The sequence below is a fragment of the Amycolatopsis sp. NPDC003861 genome, assembly GCF_053605405.1.
The window spans coordinates 1-15,990 of sequence record NZ_JBSGJD010000083.1 but is presented as its reverse complement, the minus strand read 5'-3'; the positions used below and the strand labels follow the sequence as shown (position 1 = coordinate 15,990).

Below are 15,990 nucleotides of genomic sequence, written 5' to 3'. Positions count from 1 at the left end.
GGTTCCTGGGGACTTCGAGCTGCGCGAGAAGCAGTATCGGTGCCCGATCCCCGGCTGCAGGCGGAAGTTCGGCTCCTTCAGCCGGCCTGATTGCCCCGATCACGGTGTGCCGATGGAGCCGGTCAAAGGGCGGTAGGCGCGCAGTCAGCCCGAGGTTGACGAAGATCAGCGTGCAGTACATGTCCAGCGGGGTGCGGAACTGGTCGTGGTGGAGCCTGAGCCGAGCTGAATCGCATCGCCGCGGTGGCTTGCTTGATCCTCGACAGCTTGCCGACCGCTTCGGGCGGAAGGAGGCTCAGCTGGTCGAGCACCTTGCCGATGAACTGGGACAACCCCTCGGGCGGCTTCTGCTCCTTCTCGGCGGGCTTGCTGCCCGGCTCGGCGTCGGCCACCCGAGCATGCTGGCCCATCGGCGACCCCGAGTCCGCGCAACGCGCCGCAACGACTGCTCAGCCGCCTTCGGTCGCTCGTGCGGCTTCGATCAGCGCCACCACCTCAGGCGTCACCCGCCGCTCCGACGGCGTCGCCAGGTACGTCGGCATCCGCGGAACCGGGTCCCGAAGCGGCCGGAACACCACACCCGGCACCGGCAGCAGATTCGCGTGTGCCCGGTAGAAGACCGTCCAGTGTGGACGCCCGAACCCCAGCGTCCCCAACGTGTCCTGCGCCGTCGTGAAGTCCGGCCCCGGCAACGGCTCGAACCCCGCCTCCCGGCAACACGAAACGATCAGGTCGTACAACGGCTGATTCCGCGAAGGCGGGCTCAGCCGCACAGGAAGTGAAGCCAATGACGCAAACGAAACGACCGGCGAAGAAGCCAGCGGGTGCGAGACCGGCAGGGCCACCAGCACCTCGTCCATCCACAAAGGAGTGAAGTCCAGCCCCGAAGAAGGCCAGGAACCCCGCACGATGGTCGCATCCAGCGACCCGTCCCGAACGCGCTCCAACCGCTGAAGGGTCGGCGCGTGCACCAGTTCCAGCGAAGCCGACGGAGCGAGCCGCGCGAAAGCGCCCAGCAGGCCGTCCAGCCGGTCGCCCAAACCTTCGCTCGTGCCGAGCCGCAGCAGCCGGACGTCCCGGAACGACGCGACCGCGTCCTCCGCTCGGAGAGCCGCCGCCAGCACCGCCCGCGCCTCCGGCAAGAACCGCTGCCCCGCCTCCGTGAGCACCACCGAACGCGTCGTCCGCGTCAGCAACGACACGCCCAGCGCCCGCTCCAGCCGCCGGATCTGCTGGCTCACCGCCGGCTGGACGATGTGCAGGCGCTCCGCCGCGCGGCCGAAGTGCAGCTCCTCCGCCAGCGTCACGAAGTACCTCAGCTGCCGCAGCTCCACCGGGACCCCATTCATCAGCCTTCGTGATGAGTGTACGAGCGACTTGGCCATCGAACCGCCCGCGTCCGCGGGGCAGGCTCGGCGCATGCCCGAACTGGAAGTCAACGGAACCCGCCTCCACTACGAAGACGCCGGCGCCGGCCCCGCGCTGCTGCTCCTGCACGGCTGGGGCACCAGCGGCCGCGTCTGGTCCTCGTGCCTGCCCGATCTCGTGCGCGATCACCGCGTCATCACGCTCGACTGGCGCGGGTGCGGCCGCTCGGACCACCCCACGGACGGCAACACCATCGCCGGGATCGTCGCCGACCTCACCCGGCTCATCCAGACGCTGAAGATCAAGCCCACCGTCGTCGGGTCGAGCATCGGCGGCGTCTTCGCCACCGAGCTGGCGCTCGCCCGGCCGGACCTTGTCGAGCACGTCGTCGCCGTCGACAGTCCCGGGTACTGGCCGAGTACCGGCATGCTCGAGCAGGTCCGCGACCTGCGCATACAGCTCGTCGACGACCGGGCCGGCACCCTCGAAGGCTGGGTGCCGGGCTGGTTCGCCCCCGGTGCCGCGCGCGGGCTCGTCGACTGGACCGTCCGCCAGCTGCTCGACTCCGGCCCCTACATCGACGAACTCTTCACCGAGTGCACCACCTACGACCCGCGGCCGCGGCTGAAGGACCTGAAGACTCCGATCACCTACCTGCACGGCGAGCTCGACGCGCAGATCCCGCTCGAAGTGCCGCGCAGCTGCGCCGCGGAGACGCCCGGCGCCCGCGTGCACGTGCTCGCCGGCTGCGGGCACGTGCCGCACCAGGAAAACCCGCGCGCGTTCACCGCCGCCCTCCGAGAGATCGCCTGAACGATGCCGAAAGTGACCCTCGGAGACGCCGTCGTCCACTACGACCGGACCGGCGACGGCCCCGCTCTGCTCCTGCTGCACGGCACCGCCGCGTCCCGCGAACAATGGGGACCGCTGACCGGGCGAGCCGACGGCTTCACCGTCCTCGCGCCCGACTTCCCCGGCTCCGGCCTGACCACCGACGGCGGTGGCCCGATCACCGTCGAAGCCCTCGCCGCCCAGGCCGCCGCCGTCCTGGACGACGCCGGCTTCGAAACCGCCCACGTCGTCGGGCACTCGCTCGGCGCGGTCGTGGCCGCGCACCTGGCCGGCACCCGCCCGGACCGCGTCCGGACCGCCGTCCTGCACGCCGCCTGGCCCGCCACCGACGTCCGGCAGGACGCCGAGTTCCGCTACTGGCTGGACCTGCTCGGCACCGGGACCTTCGCCCGGATGCTCCCGCTGATGGCCTTCGGGCCGCGCTACTGGGAACAGGCCACCGCGGAGAGCAACGAACAGCTCGTCAAGACCCTGGAAACGGTGATCCAGCCGGGCGCGGACCGCCAGATCGAGGCCGACCGCGCCGTCGACCTGCGGGCGGTGCTCCCCGGCATCACCGCGCCGGTGCTGGTGCTGGGCAGCGCGCACGACCGGATCGTCCCGGCGGACCAGCAGCGCGAGCTGGTCGCCGCGATCCCGGACGCGCGCGCCGCCGAGATCGACGCGGGGCACGGTGCCCCGGCCGAGCTGCCGGACGAGTTCGCCCGGCTCGTGCTGGACTTCGTCAGGTCAGCGCCTTGAGCACCACCGCGGCCACGCCGGCCATCCCGGCCTTGACCGGGTGGTAGGCCGCCGCCTCGAGGACGTTCTGGTGCCGGCCGTTGATCCACGCCGCGCCGCCGCGGGCGCAGGCGTCGTGGCCGCGTGAGGGGCCGAACGTGTCGACGAACTCCGCCTTGCCGTCGGCGTCCACGGCGTCGGAGAGCGTCAGGTTCAGCTTCTCCTCGACACCGTTCAGCCACGCGTAGTCGCCGTCGGCGAAGGGCAGAACGTCCGGGCAGTAGCCCTGCTCGGGCAGGATCCGCGGGTAGCCGATCACCAGCACCCGGGCGCGGGGCGCGCGTTCGTGGATCGCCGCGAGCGCCGCCTCGACCCGCGACCCGATGTTGTCGATCGTCGTCGGCACCGAGCCGCCGAAACGCTCTTCGCAGGGGTTGCCCGTCGGGTTGCCGGCCCGCAGGCCCGGGCACGTCGAAGTCAGGGTGCCGAACACGGCGTAGTCGTTGCCGCCGATGCCGAGGGTGACGAGGTCGGTGTCGAACCGGAGGGCGTCCAGCTGCGGGGCGTTGGTGCCGCCGGCGGGCACGCTCTGCGGCCGCGTCAGGTTCGTGGTGTCCGCGCCGGCGCAGCTGACGTCGGTGAACCGGCCGGGGTGCAGTGCCGCGGCCACCACCGACGGGTAGTTCGCCGTCGACCGCGCGCAGCCGATCGGGTCGAGCCGCTGGACCGGGATGTACGGCCCGGAGGTGAAGGAGTCGCCGAGGGCGACGTAGCTGCCGATGGGCGCCGCGGCGGCGGTGCCGGCCGACGCCGGCAGCAGGACGGCTGCCGAGACGACCGCGGTGAGCAGCCGGGTGATGCGCATGAAGACCCCGTTCTCGCTGGTGGAACTGCTGCCACCAGATCTAGCGAGTACCGGCGGCCGACGGGGAAGAACTTCACCCGCCGATCGGGTCACCGTCGCCGTGCTCACGGTAAGTGATCAAGGTGCGCCAGAAGAGCAACGGCCGGACGGTGCTCCCGGGCAGCAGCCGGGCCGACTCGCGGCGCAGCTCGGCCAGCGTCGGGTAGTCGTCGACGACCGGAGCCGTCGGGCCCTCTTCGGGGCCGCCGTTCAGCCGCTCGCCGGCGTAGACGACCAGCCGCGCGAGCGCGTTGACCGGGACTGCCGCGATCGCCTTCGCCCAGTCCGCGGGTGTGCTTGGTTTCGCCAGGCCGAGCACCACGAGCACGCCGCCCGGCACCAGCGCGCGGCGCAGCTTGGCGACCGTCTCGAACGGCATGTGGTGCAGCGACGCCAGGCACGAGATGTAGTCGTAGTGCGCCTCGGGCAGCGGGTCGGTGGTGACGTCGGCCTGCCGGTAGACGATCTCGCCGGGCCCCGGCGACCCCAGCCCGGCCGCCGCCTCGACCATCGCCGCCGAGAGGTCGACGGCCTCCACCGCCATGCCGGTCGCGGCCAGCCGCCGGGCGAACCGGCCGGTGCCGCACCCGACGTCCAGCGCGATCCCCGGACCCGGCGGCAGCAGGTCCAGCAGCAGCGGGTGGTAGTGGTCGTTGTGGTTGAACGGCATGCGTCGAGAGTGCCATCCGGCACGCACGTAGACTCGCAAGGCAAGTGCGAAACCCCAGGCCGGAGGAGAATCAGTGCCGCAGGATGAGACAGGTCGCAAGCCGGACCTGTCGGATCTGGACAGCTTCGCGGGCGTCGACGAACTGGGGACGTCGGGGTACGAGGAGTCCGACGACCACGACCCGGAACTGGACGTCCGCGACACCGCCTTCGAAGCCGGCGGCGGCTCGCGCGGCGGGATCGGCGGGGTCGGCCAGCTGGGGGACAACCTCGCCACCGGCCCGGTGCCCGACCTGAGCGTGCCCGAGGACGCCGAGCTGCACGAGCTCGACGACCAGGGCGAGCAGGTCGAGTACGGCGATCCGAACGGCCCCGAGGCGCGGCGTGAGCTGATGGCGGTCGAGGCCGAGCTGAACCAGCGCTGGCCGGAGACGAAGATCGAGCCGTCGCTGACCCGCATTTCGGCGCTGACGCAGCTGCTGGGCGAGCCGAACCGCGGCTACCCGGTGCTGCACGTGGCCGGCACGAACGGCAAGGGCTCCACGGCCCGGATGATCGACGCGCTGCTGACCCGGATGGGTCTGCGCGTCGGCCGCTACACGAGCCCGCACCTGCAGCTGGTCACCGAGCGGATCGCGCTCGACGGCCGGCCGATCTCCGCCGCGCGCTACGCCGAGCTGTGGAACGACATCGCGCCGTACGTGTCCATGGTGGACGGTGCCTCCGCGGACGGCGTCGAGATGAGCAAGTTCGAGATCCTCACCGGGATGGCGTTCGCCGCGTTCGCCGACGCGCCGGTGGAGGCCGCGGTCCTCGAAGCGGGCCTCGGCGGTGCCTGGGACGCCACGAACGTCGCGGACGCCGACGTCGCCGTGATCACCCCGATCGGTCTCGACCACGTCGAGTACCTGGGGCCCGACGCGGTGAGCGCGGCGCGCGAGAAGGCGGGCATCATCAAGCCCGGCTCGGTCGCGGTGATCGCCGAGCAGGACCCCGAAGTGCTGAAGGTGCTGCTGGAGCGGGCGGTCGAGGTCGACGCTGCGGTCGCGCGCGCGGGCAGCGAGTTCGGCGTGCTCGAAAAGGAGGTCGCCGTCGGCGGGCAGCTGCTGAAGCTGCAGGGCCTCGGCGGGGTTTACGACCAGATCTTCCTGCCGCTGCACGGCGCCCACCAGGCCGCGAACGCCGCGCTGGCACTGGCCGCGGTCGAGGCGTTCTTCGGTGCGGGCAAGGACAAGCAGCTGGTCGTCGAGGCGGTGCGCGAGGCGTTCGCGGAGGTCGAGACCCCGGGCCGGCTCGAGCGCGTCCGCTCGGCGCCGACGGTCCTGCTCGACGCGGCGCACAACCCGCACGGAGCTCGCGCCCTCGCCACGACGGTGTCCGAGGAGTTCGCATTCCGCCGCCTGGTCGCGGTGGTCGGCGTGATGGCCGAGAAGGACGCCCACGGCATCCTCGACGCGCTGGAGCCGGTGGTGTCGGACATCGTGGTGACGCGCAATTCGTCGCCCCGCTCGATGCCGCTGGAGGAGCTGAACGAGCTGGCGATCTCGGTGTTCGGCGAGGACCGCGTCGTCGCCGAAACGGACCTGGAGACGGCGATCGAGACCGCGATCGCGCTGGTGGAGACCAACGACGACCCGGAGGAACCCCTGGCGGGCGGCGGCGTGCTGGTGACGGGCTCGGTGGTCACCGCGGGCGAGGCGCGCACGCTGTTCGGGAAGGAGCCGGCGTGACCACGTCGTCGCAGCCGCCGTCGCAGGAGGCGCCGAAGCCGAAGGACCCGATGAAGGGCTTCCGCGGCGTGATGTCGGGAACGCTGATCATGGAGGCGATCACGGTCGCCCTCGCGCTGCCGGTGGTCAACAAGCTGGGCGGCGGGATCTCCACGGGCACGGGCTGGACGGTCATCGCGGTGGCGGTGCTGCTGATCGTGACGTGCGGCTTCGTCAAGCGCGCGTGGGCGGTGCCGGTGATCCTGGTGTTGCAGGTGGTGTTGATCGCGCTGGTGTTCTGGCTGCCGGCGATCGCGGTGCTGGGCGTGATCTTCCTGGCGGTCTGGCTCTGGCTGCAGTGGCTGCGCCGCGACGTCGCCCGGCGGATGGCGGCCGGGACGCTGGCCAGCCAGCAGCCCCAGCCGTGACGCATCACGGGTGCGGTGCCTCTTGGCAGGCCCGGACCTCGGTGATCAGCGTGTCGAGCGCGTCCAACGCATCCGCCGGCACGTCGAGGCGGTAGATCCGGTGCGGACCGGACCGGCTCACCGCCAGCAGCCGGGCGTCGAGCAGGATGCGCAGGTGCCGGGACACCGTCGACTGCGGCAGCCCCAGCGCCTCCTGCACCTCCCCGACCGTCGCGGAGCCGCCGCGTTCGAGGAACACGCCGATGATCTGCACGCGGGTCGCTTCGCCGAGGGCCCGCAGCACCGGCAATGCCGTGGTGAGCGCGTCCTGGATCACGCCGGCACCCGCTCCAGCAGCGCTTCCAGCTCCCCGGTCGGCACGCCGTGCCGCCGGCCGAGTTCGACCCAGTCATGCAGCATGCGGACGGTCTGCGGGCCGTGCCCGCCGAAGTGCTCGCGGAGGTACTGCGGTACGTCGAACGGGGCCAGCCGGGGGAGCACCGTCAGCGCCGCGAGCACGGCCTTCGCGCGGACCGGCCGCACGCCCGGGCCGCCGTAGCCGGCCGCGACCGCGGCACGTGCCTGCGTCGCCGCCGCCGCGAGGTGGCCGGCTGATCGGCGGGCGGCCGCGAGGTCGAAGCCCGCGGCGTGCGACCCGGCCACGACGGGCATCGTCGCCGCGGCGGACAGCAACGGTGCCGCGAGGGGTGCGGTCCGCGGCCGGGCGAACAACGACCCGAGCAACGCCGATGCCGGACCGGCGACCGTGAACCGCGCCCGCGGCCACAACCACGTCGGATCGGCGCCGCCGGCGAAGAACCCGGGCACCACCAGGCCCCACGGCCGGCCGGCCGCCAGTTCGCGGAGCAGCTCGACCTCCGACGGCACCTGCGTGACCGCCGAGACGACCGCCGCACCCGCGAGCAGTTCGGCGACGCCGGGTGACGCGGGTGAAGCCGTGCTGATCACCACGTCCCAGCCCGACGGCCGCTCGCCGGCCGACACGAGCTCAACGGTCCGGCGCGCGGTGCCCCGCCGGCGGGTCGCCACCAGCAGGGAATCCGCCGTCCGCTCGCGCACTGCCAACCCCACCGGATGGGTCAGCGACGTCGCCAGCACCCGGGCCACCGGGCCTTGCCCCACCACGAGAACACGCATGCCGAGCACTATATCCGCATATCCGGATATAGGTAATCCCCCTGCTCGATGTCGTCGAGCAGTCCGGGTTGCTCCGGTGGCCAGCCGAGGAGTTCGCTGGAGACCGGGCTGTCGAAGCTGTAGGCCACGGCCATGAACGGGCTCGCGTAGCGCCCGGCGGCCTCGTCCGGGGTGAGCGAGACGACGGGCAGGTCCAGGCCGCGCCCGATCGTCCCGGCGATGCTCCGGAACGGGACGTTCTCCGCGGCCCCGTGCAGCACGCACCCGGCCGGCGCTGCGCCGAGCGAGGTCAGCCGGGCGGCGGCCGCGTCCGAGCGCGCCAGGCCGGTGACGGTGTGGCCGGCGACAGTGACTGACGCTACGAGCGTCCCGCGGAGTGTCAGTCGCTGTCGCTACCGGTGAGCTGACGCAGTGCCCCGCAGCGGAGAAGAAGCGCGCCGCCGCCTCCAGCAGGCGGCCCTGGAGCTGTACGCGGAACGCGGCTTCGACCGGACCGCGACGGCCGAGATCGCCGCGAGGGCGGGGGTCACCGAGCGCACGTTCTTCCGGCATTTCCCGGACAAGCGCGAAGTGCTGTTCGACGGCGAAGAAGCCCTGCGCGCGCACCTGATCCAGTCAGTGACCGACGCGCCCGAAGGGCTGCCGCCGCTCGAAGTCCTCCGCCGCGCCTTCCGGAAGGCGGGCCGGATCCTGGAGGCGAACCGCCCCTTCGCCGAACCCCGGCTGGCGGTCATCGCCGCAACGCCGGCGCTGCGCGAGCGCGACCTGGCCAAGGCCGCGGCGATGGCCGACGCCCTCGCCGACGCGCTGCGCGATCGGGGTGTCGGCGACCGGCTGGCCGCGCTGGCCACCCAGGTCGGCTGGGGCGCGTTCCACCTCGCGGCGGGCGCCTGGATCCGGGAGTCCGTGCGCAGCCTGGATGAACACCTCGACGAGGCGTACGCGGACTTGCGGACGCTGGCGGCGGAGACGGACGGCTGAACGCCCGTCTCCGCCGAGAACTCAGCGCAGCACCACCACCCGCAGCGCCGGCGAGCGCAGGATGTCGGTCTCGCAGAATCGCTCCTTCACCCACTCGCCGCGGCTGTACAACTTCGTCTGGTCACTGAAGTAAGGCGACTTCGGGTTCGCCGACTGCGAGTACGTCAGCAGCGTCGAGGAGTCCGGGCACCCGCGTCCGCTGAACCCGACCACCTGGATGTAGCTGGACCCGTGTGCGACCTCGGTGTTGCCGCGGGCCGGGTCCCACACCGTCGTCATCACGTTCAGCACGCCCAGGAAGCTCTGCGCGCCGTGGATCGGGATGCGGTCGCCGTTTCGCGTGACGGCTTGGCCGTCGCGCAGGCGCGTGTCCGGGGCCAAGCCCGCCGTGCGCAGCTCCACGAGGGCGTCGCCGAATGCCTTCCGGACGTCCGCGTTGCCGACGTTGAGCGTGTGCGGCGTGGTCAGCGGTGCCTTCGGGTCGAACGGCACGGAGAACCGGTCGACGTTGGCGAGCCGGGTGGCGAACCGTTGGAACAGCAGGGAACCACGGCTGTCCGACGAGTACGTGTGGTCCCAGCTCGCCAGCGCCGTGCACGCCGGCCCGACCGGGACCGGGCCGGACGACGACGGCGCCAGTCCGCCCGGGAACGACGCGCACAGCTTCGCCAGGTCCGCCGCCGCCAGGTCGGCGAACAGGCTGTGGTCGGCGAAGAGCATCTTCTTCATCGAGTCCGTGGTGAACTTGCTCGCCTCGGCCGTCAGCAGCGCTTCCCGGGTGCGCGGCGAACGCTCGGTGTCCTGGTCGCTGACGATCCGCGGGAACCCGGTGAGCGGCGCCCGGGCGTTCGCGAGCCACGCGCTGTCGTTGGCGTTCAGCTCGTAGTCCCGCCGCTGCTGTTGCGGCAGCCGCGAGGGCGCGAAGATCCCCGGCTCCAGCGCACCCGGGTCCGAACCCCACTGGCAAGCCGACCGCGAACCGTCCAAAATAGCCAGTCCGTCGCCGGCCAGCGTTTGCCGGCCGGTCGGGGTGCTGCACTTCGCGGCCAGCTCGTCGGTGACGTGCGGGACGACCTGGATGTCGGCGTAGAGCGCGGTGCCCGCCCGGTCGGTGGCGATCGTGTTCACCCACGGCACACCCTGCGTGCTGCTCAGCGCCCGGACGACGTCGGCCGTGCTGCGGGCCTGGTCGAGCTCGAACCACGTGTTCAGCCCGCGCAGGTTGGTCGCGTTGGCGTCCCGCAGCGCGAACGCCGACTTCGCCGTCCACGGCATCGGGATCCCGCCGACGTCGTCCAGCACCGGGCCGTACCGCGTCGACCAGAACGTCCGCCGGACCGGCTCCAGCGAGCCGTCGGCCTGGCGCACCTGGACCGTGACCTCGCGGGAGGTCATCTTCTCGGGCTTGCCGTCGACCACGTACGTCGTCGGGTCACCGGCCGCCAGCGGGACTTCGAACAGGCCGAACGTGACCGGAGTGGACACCGTGTGCGTCCAGGCCGCATCCGCGGTGTGCCCGATCATGACGAACGGCATGCCGAGCAGGCTCGCCCCGGCGACGTCGACCCGGCCGGGGATGGTCAGCTGGCTCTGCCAGAACCGCCGTCCGTCGTGCCACGGGTAGTGGGGGTTGCCGAGCAGCACGCTGCCCTGGCCCGCCGCCGTCCCGTCGGCGCCGATGGCGATGCCGTTGCTGCCGAGACCGCCCTTGCCGAGCCCCTCCCGCAGGCTGGCCGACAGCTGCGCGGGCGTGCCCGCGGCCGGCGACGGCGCCCCGGACGGCGGCGTCGCGAACAGCCCTTCGGTGACGAAGCCCAGGCCACCGGTGACGGCGATCGAGTAGAAGTGCCGGTAGAAGTCCTGCTCGGTGATCGGCCGCACCCAGTCCGCGCCGCGGCAGGCCGGATCGGTGATCCCGGACCGGCCGGTGCGCGCCAGGTAGGCGTTGTACCCCTTGACGTAGCCCGAAACGATCTGCCGGACCTCGGGCCGAGGCCCCTGCGGCGCGGGCCGGGCGACCAGCCTGTCGACCACGCCGGAGTCGTTGAGCTGCTGGAAGAACAGGTCGCTGTGCAGGTTGGTCTTCGCCTCGGACAGCGACGGGTAGCCTTCGCCGTCCGGACCGAAGTACCGCGATCGCTGCGCGCTCACCGTGACGTAGATCTTCGCCAGTTCGCAGACGTTGTCGGTCGCCGCCGCGAAGCCGTACCCGTAGCCGAGGCCCGCGAAGTCCTTGGCGACGATGTGCGGGATGCCGTGTTCGGTGTAGCGCAGCACGGCTTTCGCGCTGTTCTCACCCGCGTTCGCGACCCCCGCGCCGAGTGTGGTGACCGAAAGCACCGCCGCGAAACCGGCGAGCGCCTTCCTGAAGAGTGCCATTCGTACCCCCTTGTCGTGATCACCAAGCTACCGACGGCGACGACGACCGGGTATGGGGGAAACCCCCAGTGTTCGTTCATCCGCGCGCAAGCCGGCGTTGGCCGCGGCGGGATAGAAACCGCGCATGACCGAACACTCCCGCCGCACCCTCATCAAGGCCGGCCTGACCGGCGCTTCCGCGGTCGCCGCCGGCCTCGTCGTGCCGTCGGCGGCCTTCGCCGCGACCCCGCTCGTCCGCCGCGACCGGCCGGTGCTCACCCACGGCGTCCAGTCCGGCGACGTCACGCCGGGCTCGGCCATCGTCTGGTCCCGCGCGGACCGGCCGTCGCGCCTGGTCGTCGAGATCGCGCGGGACCCGTCGTTCCGGCACGCCCGCCGCGTGCCCGGCCCGCTGGTGGGCCCGGACAGCGGCGGCACCGGCCGTGTGCGCGTCCCGGCGCTGGCGCCCGGCACCGAGTACCACTACCGCGTCACCGCCGAAGCCCTCGACGGGCGCGCCACGAGCGAGCCGCTGACCGGCCGCTTCGCCACCGCGCCGGTGGGCCGCCGCGACGCGCGCATCCTGTGGTCGGGCGACGTCGTCGGCCAGAACTGGGGCATCAACCCGGGCCTCGGCGGGATGACGATCTTCTCCGCGATGGCCGCCCGCTGCCCGGACCTGTTCCTGCACAGCGGCGACACGGTGTACTCCGACGGCCCGCTGACCGAGACCGTCACCCTCCCCGGCGGCCGGACCTGGCGCAACGTCGTCACGCCCGAGAAGGCGAAGGTCGCCGAGACCCTGGAAGAGTTCCGCGGCCAGCACGCCTACAACCGCCTCGACGACAACTTCAAGCGCTTCGCCGCGCAGGTGCCTTCCTACGTCCAGTGGGACGACCACGAGGTCCTGAACAACTGGTACCCGGGCAAGATCATCGACAACCCGGCCTACACCGAGAAGCGGGTCGACGTGCTCGCGCCGCGGGCGTACCAGGCGTTCCACGAGTGGCACCCGATCGACTCGCGCCGGGCCGTCGACGGCCGCGTCTACCGCAGCTTCACCTACGGCTCCCGCGTCGAAATCTTCGTCCTGGACATGCGGACCTACCGCAACGCCAACACCGCGGACCAGACGAAGCCGGGCTACATCCTCGGCGACGCCCAGGCCCGCTGGCTCGCCGACGCGCTCGGCCGCAGCACGGCGACCTGGAAGATCGTCCAGGCCGACATGCCGCTGGGCCTGGTCGTCCCGGACGGCGCCGACATCGAAGCCGTCGCGAACAACCTGCCGGGCGCGCCCGGCGGCCGCGAGACCGAGCTGGCCTGGGTGCTGCGGGAGATCCAGCGCCGCCGCGTCCGCAACGTCGTCTGGCTGACCGCCGACGTCCACTACACCGCGGCCCACCACTATTCACCCGACCGGGCGGCCTTCCAGGACTTCGACCCGTTCTGGGAGTTCGTGTCCGGCCCGCTGAACGCGGGGGCGTTCGGCCCGAACACCCTGGACCCGACGTTCGGCCCGCAGGCGGTCTTCGTGCACGCCCCGCCGGCGGCGAACACCGCCCCGATCGACGGCTTCCAGCACTTCGGCGAGCTGAACGTCGACGGCGCCAGCGGCGACCTCCGGGTGGACCTGCGGGACGCCGCCGGGGCGTCGCTGTGGTCGAAGACACTGCACCCGCAAGGCCGCTGAGCAGGGTCGGCTAGGCTCGCCCGCACCGAAACACACCGCACCAAGGAGAAACACCGTCGTGACTGAACGCACGCTGGTCCTGGTCAAGCCCGATGGCGTCGCGCGCGGCCTCGTCGGCGAAGTCGTCTCGCGGATCGAGCGCAAGGGCCTCAAGCTCGCCGCGCTCGAGCTGCGGACCGTTCCGCAGGCGCTGGCCGAGGAGCACTACGCCGAGCACAAGGAGCGTTCCTTCTTCGGCGACCTGCTGGAGTTCATCACCTCGGGCCCGCTGGTCGCGCTCGCCGTCGAAGGCCCCCGCGCCATCGCCGCGTTCCGCCAGCTGGCCGGCGGCACCGACCCGGTCGAGAAGGCCACCCCGGGCACCATCCGCGGCGACTTCGCGCTGGAGACCCAGTACAACCTGGTTCACGGCTCGGACTCGCCGGAGTCGGCCGAGCGCGAGCTGAAGCTCTGGTTCCCCGACCTGTGATCGCCTGAACCGGGGCCACGTCCGCGTGGCCCCGGTTCCCGCTTCGGAGCCCCCATGACGACGATGCCCTTCCGGCCGCGCGACTACGTCCCGGTGCTGGCCGGGCTGACCGGCGCGTTCGCCGACGGGCTGCGCACGGCCGACCCGGCCGCCGCGGTGTCCGACTGCGCCGGCTGGACCGTCGCCGACCTCGCGGCGCACCTGGGCAACGTGCACCGCTGGGCCGCCACCGTCGTCCGCACCGGCGAGGTGCACCCGCAGGACTTCACCGCCGGCCCGGACGCCGACCTCGTCCCCTGGTACGCCGAAAGCGCGCGGCTCCTGCTCGGCGAGCTCCAGGCCGCCGACCCCGCGGACCCGTGCTGGCACTTCGGCGGCACGGGCAAGACGAAGGCGTTCTGGTTCCGCCGCCAGGTGCACGAAACCGCCGTCCACCTCGCCGACCTCGGCAGCGATCCCGCGCTCGACCCGGCCGTGGCCGCGGACGGCGTCGACGAGGTCTTCACGGCGATGCTGCCCCGCGTGACGCGCTGGCACGCCGTGCCCCGGCTGCCCGGGCCGGTCACCGTGCGCGCCACCGACACCGGTGACGTCTGGACCGTGCACCCCGGCGAGCCGCCCGCGCTGGGACCGGCCGTCGCGGGCGGCGCGACCGTCGAGGCACCCGCGCGTGATCTGCTGCTGCGCCTGTGGAAACGCACCGGGCCGGACCCGCGCGCCACCGGCGCTGCCGCGGAGGCGCTCCTCGCCGCACCGCTGACCCCCTGATGGTGTTCTAGACCATTCAGGCGGCGTTCACCGGGAAGTCTTCCGCCGGCCGTGCCGCTGCGCTGTGCTGGTCCGGATCGCTCTCACTCGATACTGGGGTACCCGGTGAAGAAGTCACGCATCCTGTTGCCGCTCGCTGCCCTGTTCGCGACGGCTTTCGCCGTGCCCGCGGACCGCCTCGAAGCGCCGCTCGGCACCCCGCCGGTCGAGGCCGCGCCCGCCGGGTCGTCGGCCCACGAAGGCCCGAGCGCCTTCGCCACCGCGGACCCCGACGACGGCCTGGTCACCGGCAGCGCGACCACCGAGGTCGCGCCCGGCCTGAACCTCACCCAGTTCGACCGGTTCGACCCGGCGGGCTGGATCCGCGGCGACACCCTCGCCGTCGACCTGGGCAGCAAGGTGCTCGAGCCGACGTACCTGAGCCCCGGCACGGTTTCCGCGCGCACGCCGCTGTCGCAGCAGGTCGCCCGGGCGGGCGCGGTGGCCGGCGTCAACGGCGACTTCTTCGACATCAACGCCACCGGCGCGCCGATCGGCGTCGGCATCGACCGCGGGCAGCTGCAGACCGCACCCGCCGCCGGGCACAACCTCACCGCGTCGATCACCGACGCGGGCAAAGCCCAGCTCGCGTCGATCTTCCTCGAAGCCACCGTGACGCTGCCCGGCGGCGCGGTGAAGGCGACCAACTTCAACAGCCCGGTCCTCGGCACCGACGCGATCGGCGTCTACACGCCGTTGTGGGGTGCCGCCGGGCGCGCGACCTCGGTGGCGGGGGCGTCCCGGGTGCGGGAGGCCGAACTCCGCGACGGCGTGGTCACCGCCGTGCGCGAGCAGCCGGCGCCCGGCCCGATCGCGGCGGGGACGACGGTGCTGCTGGCCCGCGAAGCCGGGGCCGACGCGCTCGCCGCGCTGCAGCCGGGGGACGCGGTCGGCGTCACCTACGCCCCGCGCTCGGACGCCGGGAAGATCGCGGTCGCCGTGGGCGGCAACGAAGTCCTCCTCCGCGACGGTGTCGTCCAGCCGGTCGACGACGTCGCCATGCACCCGCGGACCGCGGTCGGCTTCTCCGCCGACGGCCGGAAGCTGTGGCTGGCCACCGTGGACGGTCGGCAGGCCGACAGCCGCGGGATGACCGAGCTCGAACTCGCGCGGCACATGAAGAGCCTCGGTGCCGACGACGCCATCAACCTCGACGGCGGCGGGTCGTCGACGCTCCTCGCGCGCAACGAGGGCGAAGCGGCGCCGAGCGTCCGGAATTCGCCGTCCGACGGCGGGGAACGCCTGGTGCCCAACGGGATCGGCTTCGCGACCGTGCCGGGCAGCGGCCGGCTCACCGGCTTCGCCCCGGCGCCCGCCGTGGCGGCGGACGGCGCGAACCGCGTGCTGGCGGGCCTGAGCAGGCACCTGGTCGCCGACGGCCACGACGAAACGGGCGCCGCGGTGGCCGCCGAGCCGCGCTGGAGCACGTCGGATCCCCGGCGGGCGACCGTGACGCGCGGGGTCGTCACCGGGCACGACGCGGGGGCGGTCGACGTCGTCGCGCGGTCCGGGCGCGCGTCCGGGAAGACCGCGCTTGCGGTGCTGGGCCGGGCGGTCCGGCTCGGCACGAGCACCGAGCAGGTCGCGCTGTCGGGCGCGGGCGCGCGGAGCACGTTCAAGGTCTACGGCTACGACGCCGACGGCTACGGCACCTGGCTGGAGCCCGACGACGTCAAGCTCGACTACGACCACTCGGTGGTGCGGATCGAGCCCTCCGGGGACGGCTACGCGGTGACCGCGCTGACGTCCTCGGGCGCTTCGGCGATCACGGCGTCCGCGGCCGGCCTGACCACGCACCTGGCCGCGTCGGTCGGCACCGTGGCCCAGGTGGCGTCGCCGCTGGACGGCCCGGCGGGCTGGGCGGCCACGGTGTTCCCGGCGGTCGTCGGCGCGGC

At 72.8% G+C, this 15,990-nt stretch carries 17 protein-coding genes; 9 read left to right on the top strand and 8 right to left on the bottom strand.

The features are described from left to right. Nucleotides 1–122: 122 nt before the first annotated feature. Both ACWEVN_RS21585 and ACWEVN_RS21580 read right to left on the bottom strand, forming a co-directional pair. Nucleotides 123–392 (bottom strand): hypothetical protein, encoded by a 270-nt coding sequence (locus ACWEVN_RS21585; protein ID WP_452052458.1) that lies wholly within the window; start codon nt 390–392, stop codon nt 123–125. A gap of 57 nt (nt 393–449) precedes the next feature. After that, a complete protein-coding gene (locus tag ACWEVN_RS21580; RefSeq protein WP_452052457.1) occupies nt 450–1,349 on the bottom strand; it encodes a LysR family transcriptional regulator in 900 nt (299 codons plus the stop codon). A 70-nt stretch (nt 1,350–1,419) separates the two neighbouring features. Here ACWEVN_RS21580 and ACWEVN_RS21575 point away from each other — a divergent pair, with 70 nt between their 5' ends. Together ACWEVN_RS21575 and ACWEVN_RS21570 are read left to right on the top strand one after the other, a co-directional pair. After that, on the top strand, nt 1,420–2,181 hold the full coding sequence (locus tag ACWEVN_RS21575; RefSeq protein WP_452052456.1) for an alpha/beta fold hydrolase: 762 nt from the start codon (nt 1,420–1,422) through the stop codon (nt 2,179–2,181). A 3-nt stretch (nt 2,182–2,184) separates the two neighbouring features. Beyond that, on the top strand, nt 2,185–2,961 hold the full coding sequence (locus ACWEVN_RS21570) for an alpha/beta fold hydrolase (protein WP_452052455.1): 777 nt from the start codon (nt 2,185–2,187) through the stop codon (nt 2,959–2,961). On the opposite strand, the gene ACWEVN_RS21565 is transcribed toward ACWEVN_RS21570, so the two are convergent. Then, on the bottom strand, nt 2,945–3,805 hold the full coding sequence (locus tag ACWEVN_RS21565; protein ID WP_452052454.1) for an SGNH/GDSL hydrolase family protein: 861 nt from the start codon (nt 3,803–3,805) through the stop codon (nt 2,945–2,947). The two genes, ACWEVN_RS21570 and ACWEVN_RS21565, sit on opposite strands and share 17 nt — an antisense overlap. 73 nt (nt 3,806–3,878) lie before the next feature. Continuing rightward, complete coding sequence (locus ACWEVN_RS21560; RefSeq protein ID WP_452052453.1) at nt 3,879–4,514, bottom strand: class I SAM-dependent methyltransferase; 636 nt, start codon at nt 4,512–4,514, stop codon at nt 3,879–3,881. A 73-nt stretch (nt 4,515–4,587) separates the two neighbouring features. Here ACWEVN_RS21560 and folC point away from each other — a divergent pair, with 73 nt between their 5' ends. After that, the gene (folC, locus tag ACWEVN_RS21555; RefSeq protein WP_310972308.1) at nt 4,588–6,243 is read left to right on the top strand and encodes a bifunctional tetrahydrofolate synthase/dihydrofolate synthase; all 1,656 of its coding nucleotides are present in this window, start codon (nt 4,588–4,590) and stop codon (nt 6,241–6,243) included. Between the two features lie 50 nt (nt 6,244–6,293). Next, nucleotides 6,294–6,650, top strand: a complete 357-nt coding sequence (locus ACWEVN_RS21550) for a DUF4233 domain-containing protein (RefSeq protein WP_452052469.1) — start codon at nt 6,294–6,296, stop codon at nt 6,648–6,650. Nucleotides 6,651–6,654: 4 nt separating this feature from the next. Here the strand turns inward: ACWEVN_RS21550 and ACWEVN_RS21545 are convergent, their stop codons facing one another. The 3 genes from ACWEVN_RS21545 to ACWEVN_RS21535 are packed head-to-tail and all read right to left on the bottom strand — an operon-like array spanning nt 6,655 to nt 8,047. Next, a complete protein-coding gene (locus tag ACWEVN_RS21545) occupies nt 6,655–6,966 on the bottom strand; it encodes an ArsR/SmtB family transcription factor (protein WP_452052452.1) in 312 nt (103 codons plus the stop codon). Next, nucleotides 6,963–7,787, bottom strand: a complete 825-nt coding sequence (locus ACWEVN_RS21540; RefSeq protein WP_452052451.1) for a hypothetical protein — start codon at nt 7,785–7,787, stop codon at nt 6,963–6,965. Before ACWEVN_RS21540 ends, ACWEVN_RS21545 begins: the two co-directional genes overlap by 4 nt. Before the next feature lie 8 nt (nt 7,788–7,795). Next, nucleotides 7,796–8,047: a hypothetical protein gene (locus ACWEVN_RS21535; RefSeq protein WP_452052450.1), complete on the bottom strand. Its 252-nt coding sequence runs from the start codon at nt 8,045–8,047 to the stop codon at nt 7,796–7,798. Nucleotides 8,048–8,198: 151 nt separating this feature from the next. Here ACWEVN_RS21535 and ACWEVN_RS21530 point away from each other — a divergent pair, with 151 nt between their 5' ends. Then, nucleotides 8,199–8,768, top strand: a complete 570-nt coding sequence (locus ACWEVN_RS21530) for a TetR family transcriptional regulator (protein ID WP_452052449.1) — start codon at nt 8,199–8,201, stop codon at nt 8,766–8,768. 21 nt (nt 8,769–8,789) lie between these two features. On the opposite strand, the gene ACWEVN_RS21525 is transcribed toward ACWEVN_RS21530, so the two are convergent. Then, a complete protein-coding gene (locus ACWEVN_RS21525; protein WP_452052448.1) occupies nt 8,790–11,147 on the bottom strand; it encodes a penicillin acylase family protein in 2,358 nt (785 codons plus the stop codon). Nucleotides 11,148–11,271: 124 nt separating this feature from the next. Between ACWEVN_RS21525 and ACWEVN_RS21520 the strand changes: the two genes are divergently transcribed. The 4 genes from ACWEVN_RS21520 to ACWEVN_RS21505 form a co-directional block, all read left to right on the top strand. Beyond that, nucleotides 11,272–12,819 (top strand): alkaline phosphatase D family protein, encoded by a 1,548-nt coding sequence (locus ACWEVN_RS21520; RefSeq protein ID WP_452052447.1) that lies wholly within the window; start codon nt 11,272–11,274, stop codon nt 12,817–12,819. 58 nt (nt 12,820–12,877) lie between these two features. Next, the gene (gene ndk, locus ACWEVN_RS21515; RefSeq protein WP_176171787.1) at nt 12,878–13,288 is read left to right on the top strand and encodes a nucleoside-diphosphate kinase; all 411 of its coding nucleotides are present in this window, start codon (nt 12,878–12,880) and stop codon (nt 13,286–13,288) included. Between the two features lie 54 nt (nt 13,289–13,342). After that, entirely contained in the window at nt 13,343–14,056 is a 714-nt protein-coding gene (locus tag ACWEVN_RS21510) for a maleylpyruvate isomerase family mycothiol-dependent enzyme (RefSeq protein WP_452052446.1), read from the top strand. A gap of 105 nt (nt 14,057–14,161) precedes the next feature. Further along, nucleotides 14,162–15,990: phosphodiester glycosidase family protein (locus ACWEVN_RS21505; protein ID WP_452052445.1), on the top strand; the 1,829-nt coding region annotated here is incomplete at its 3' end.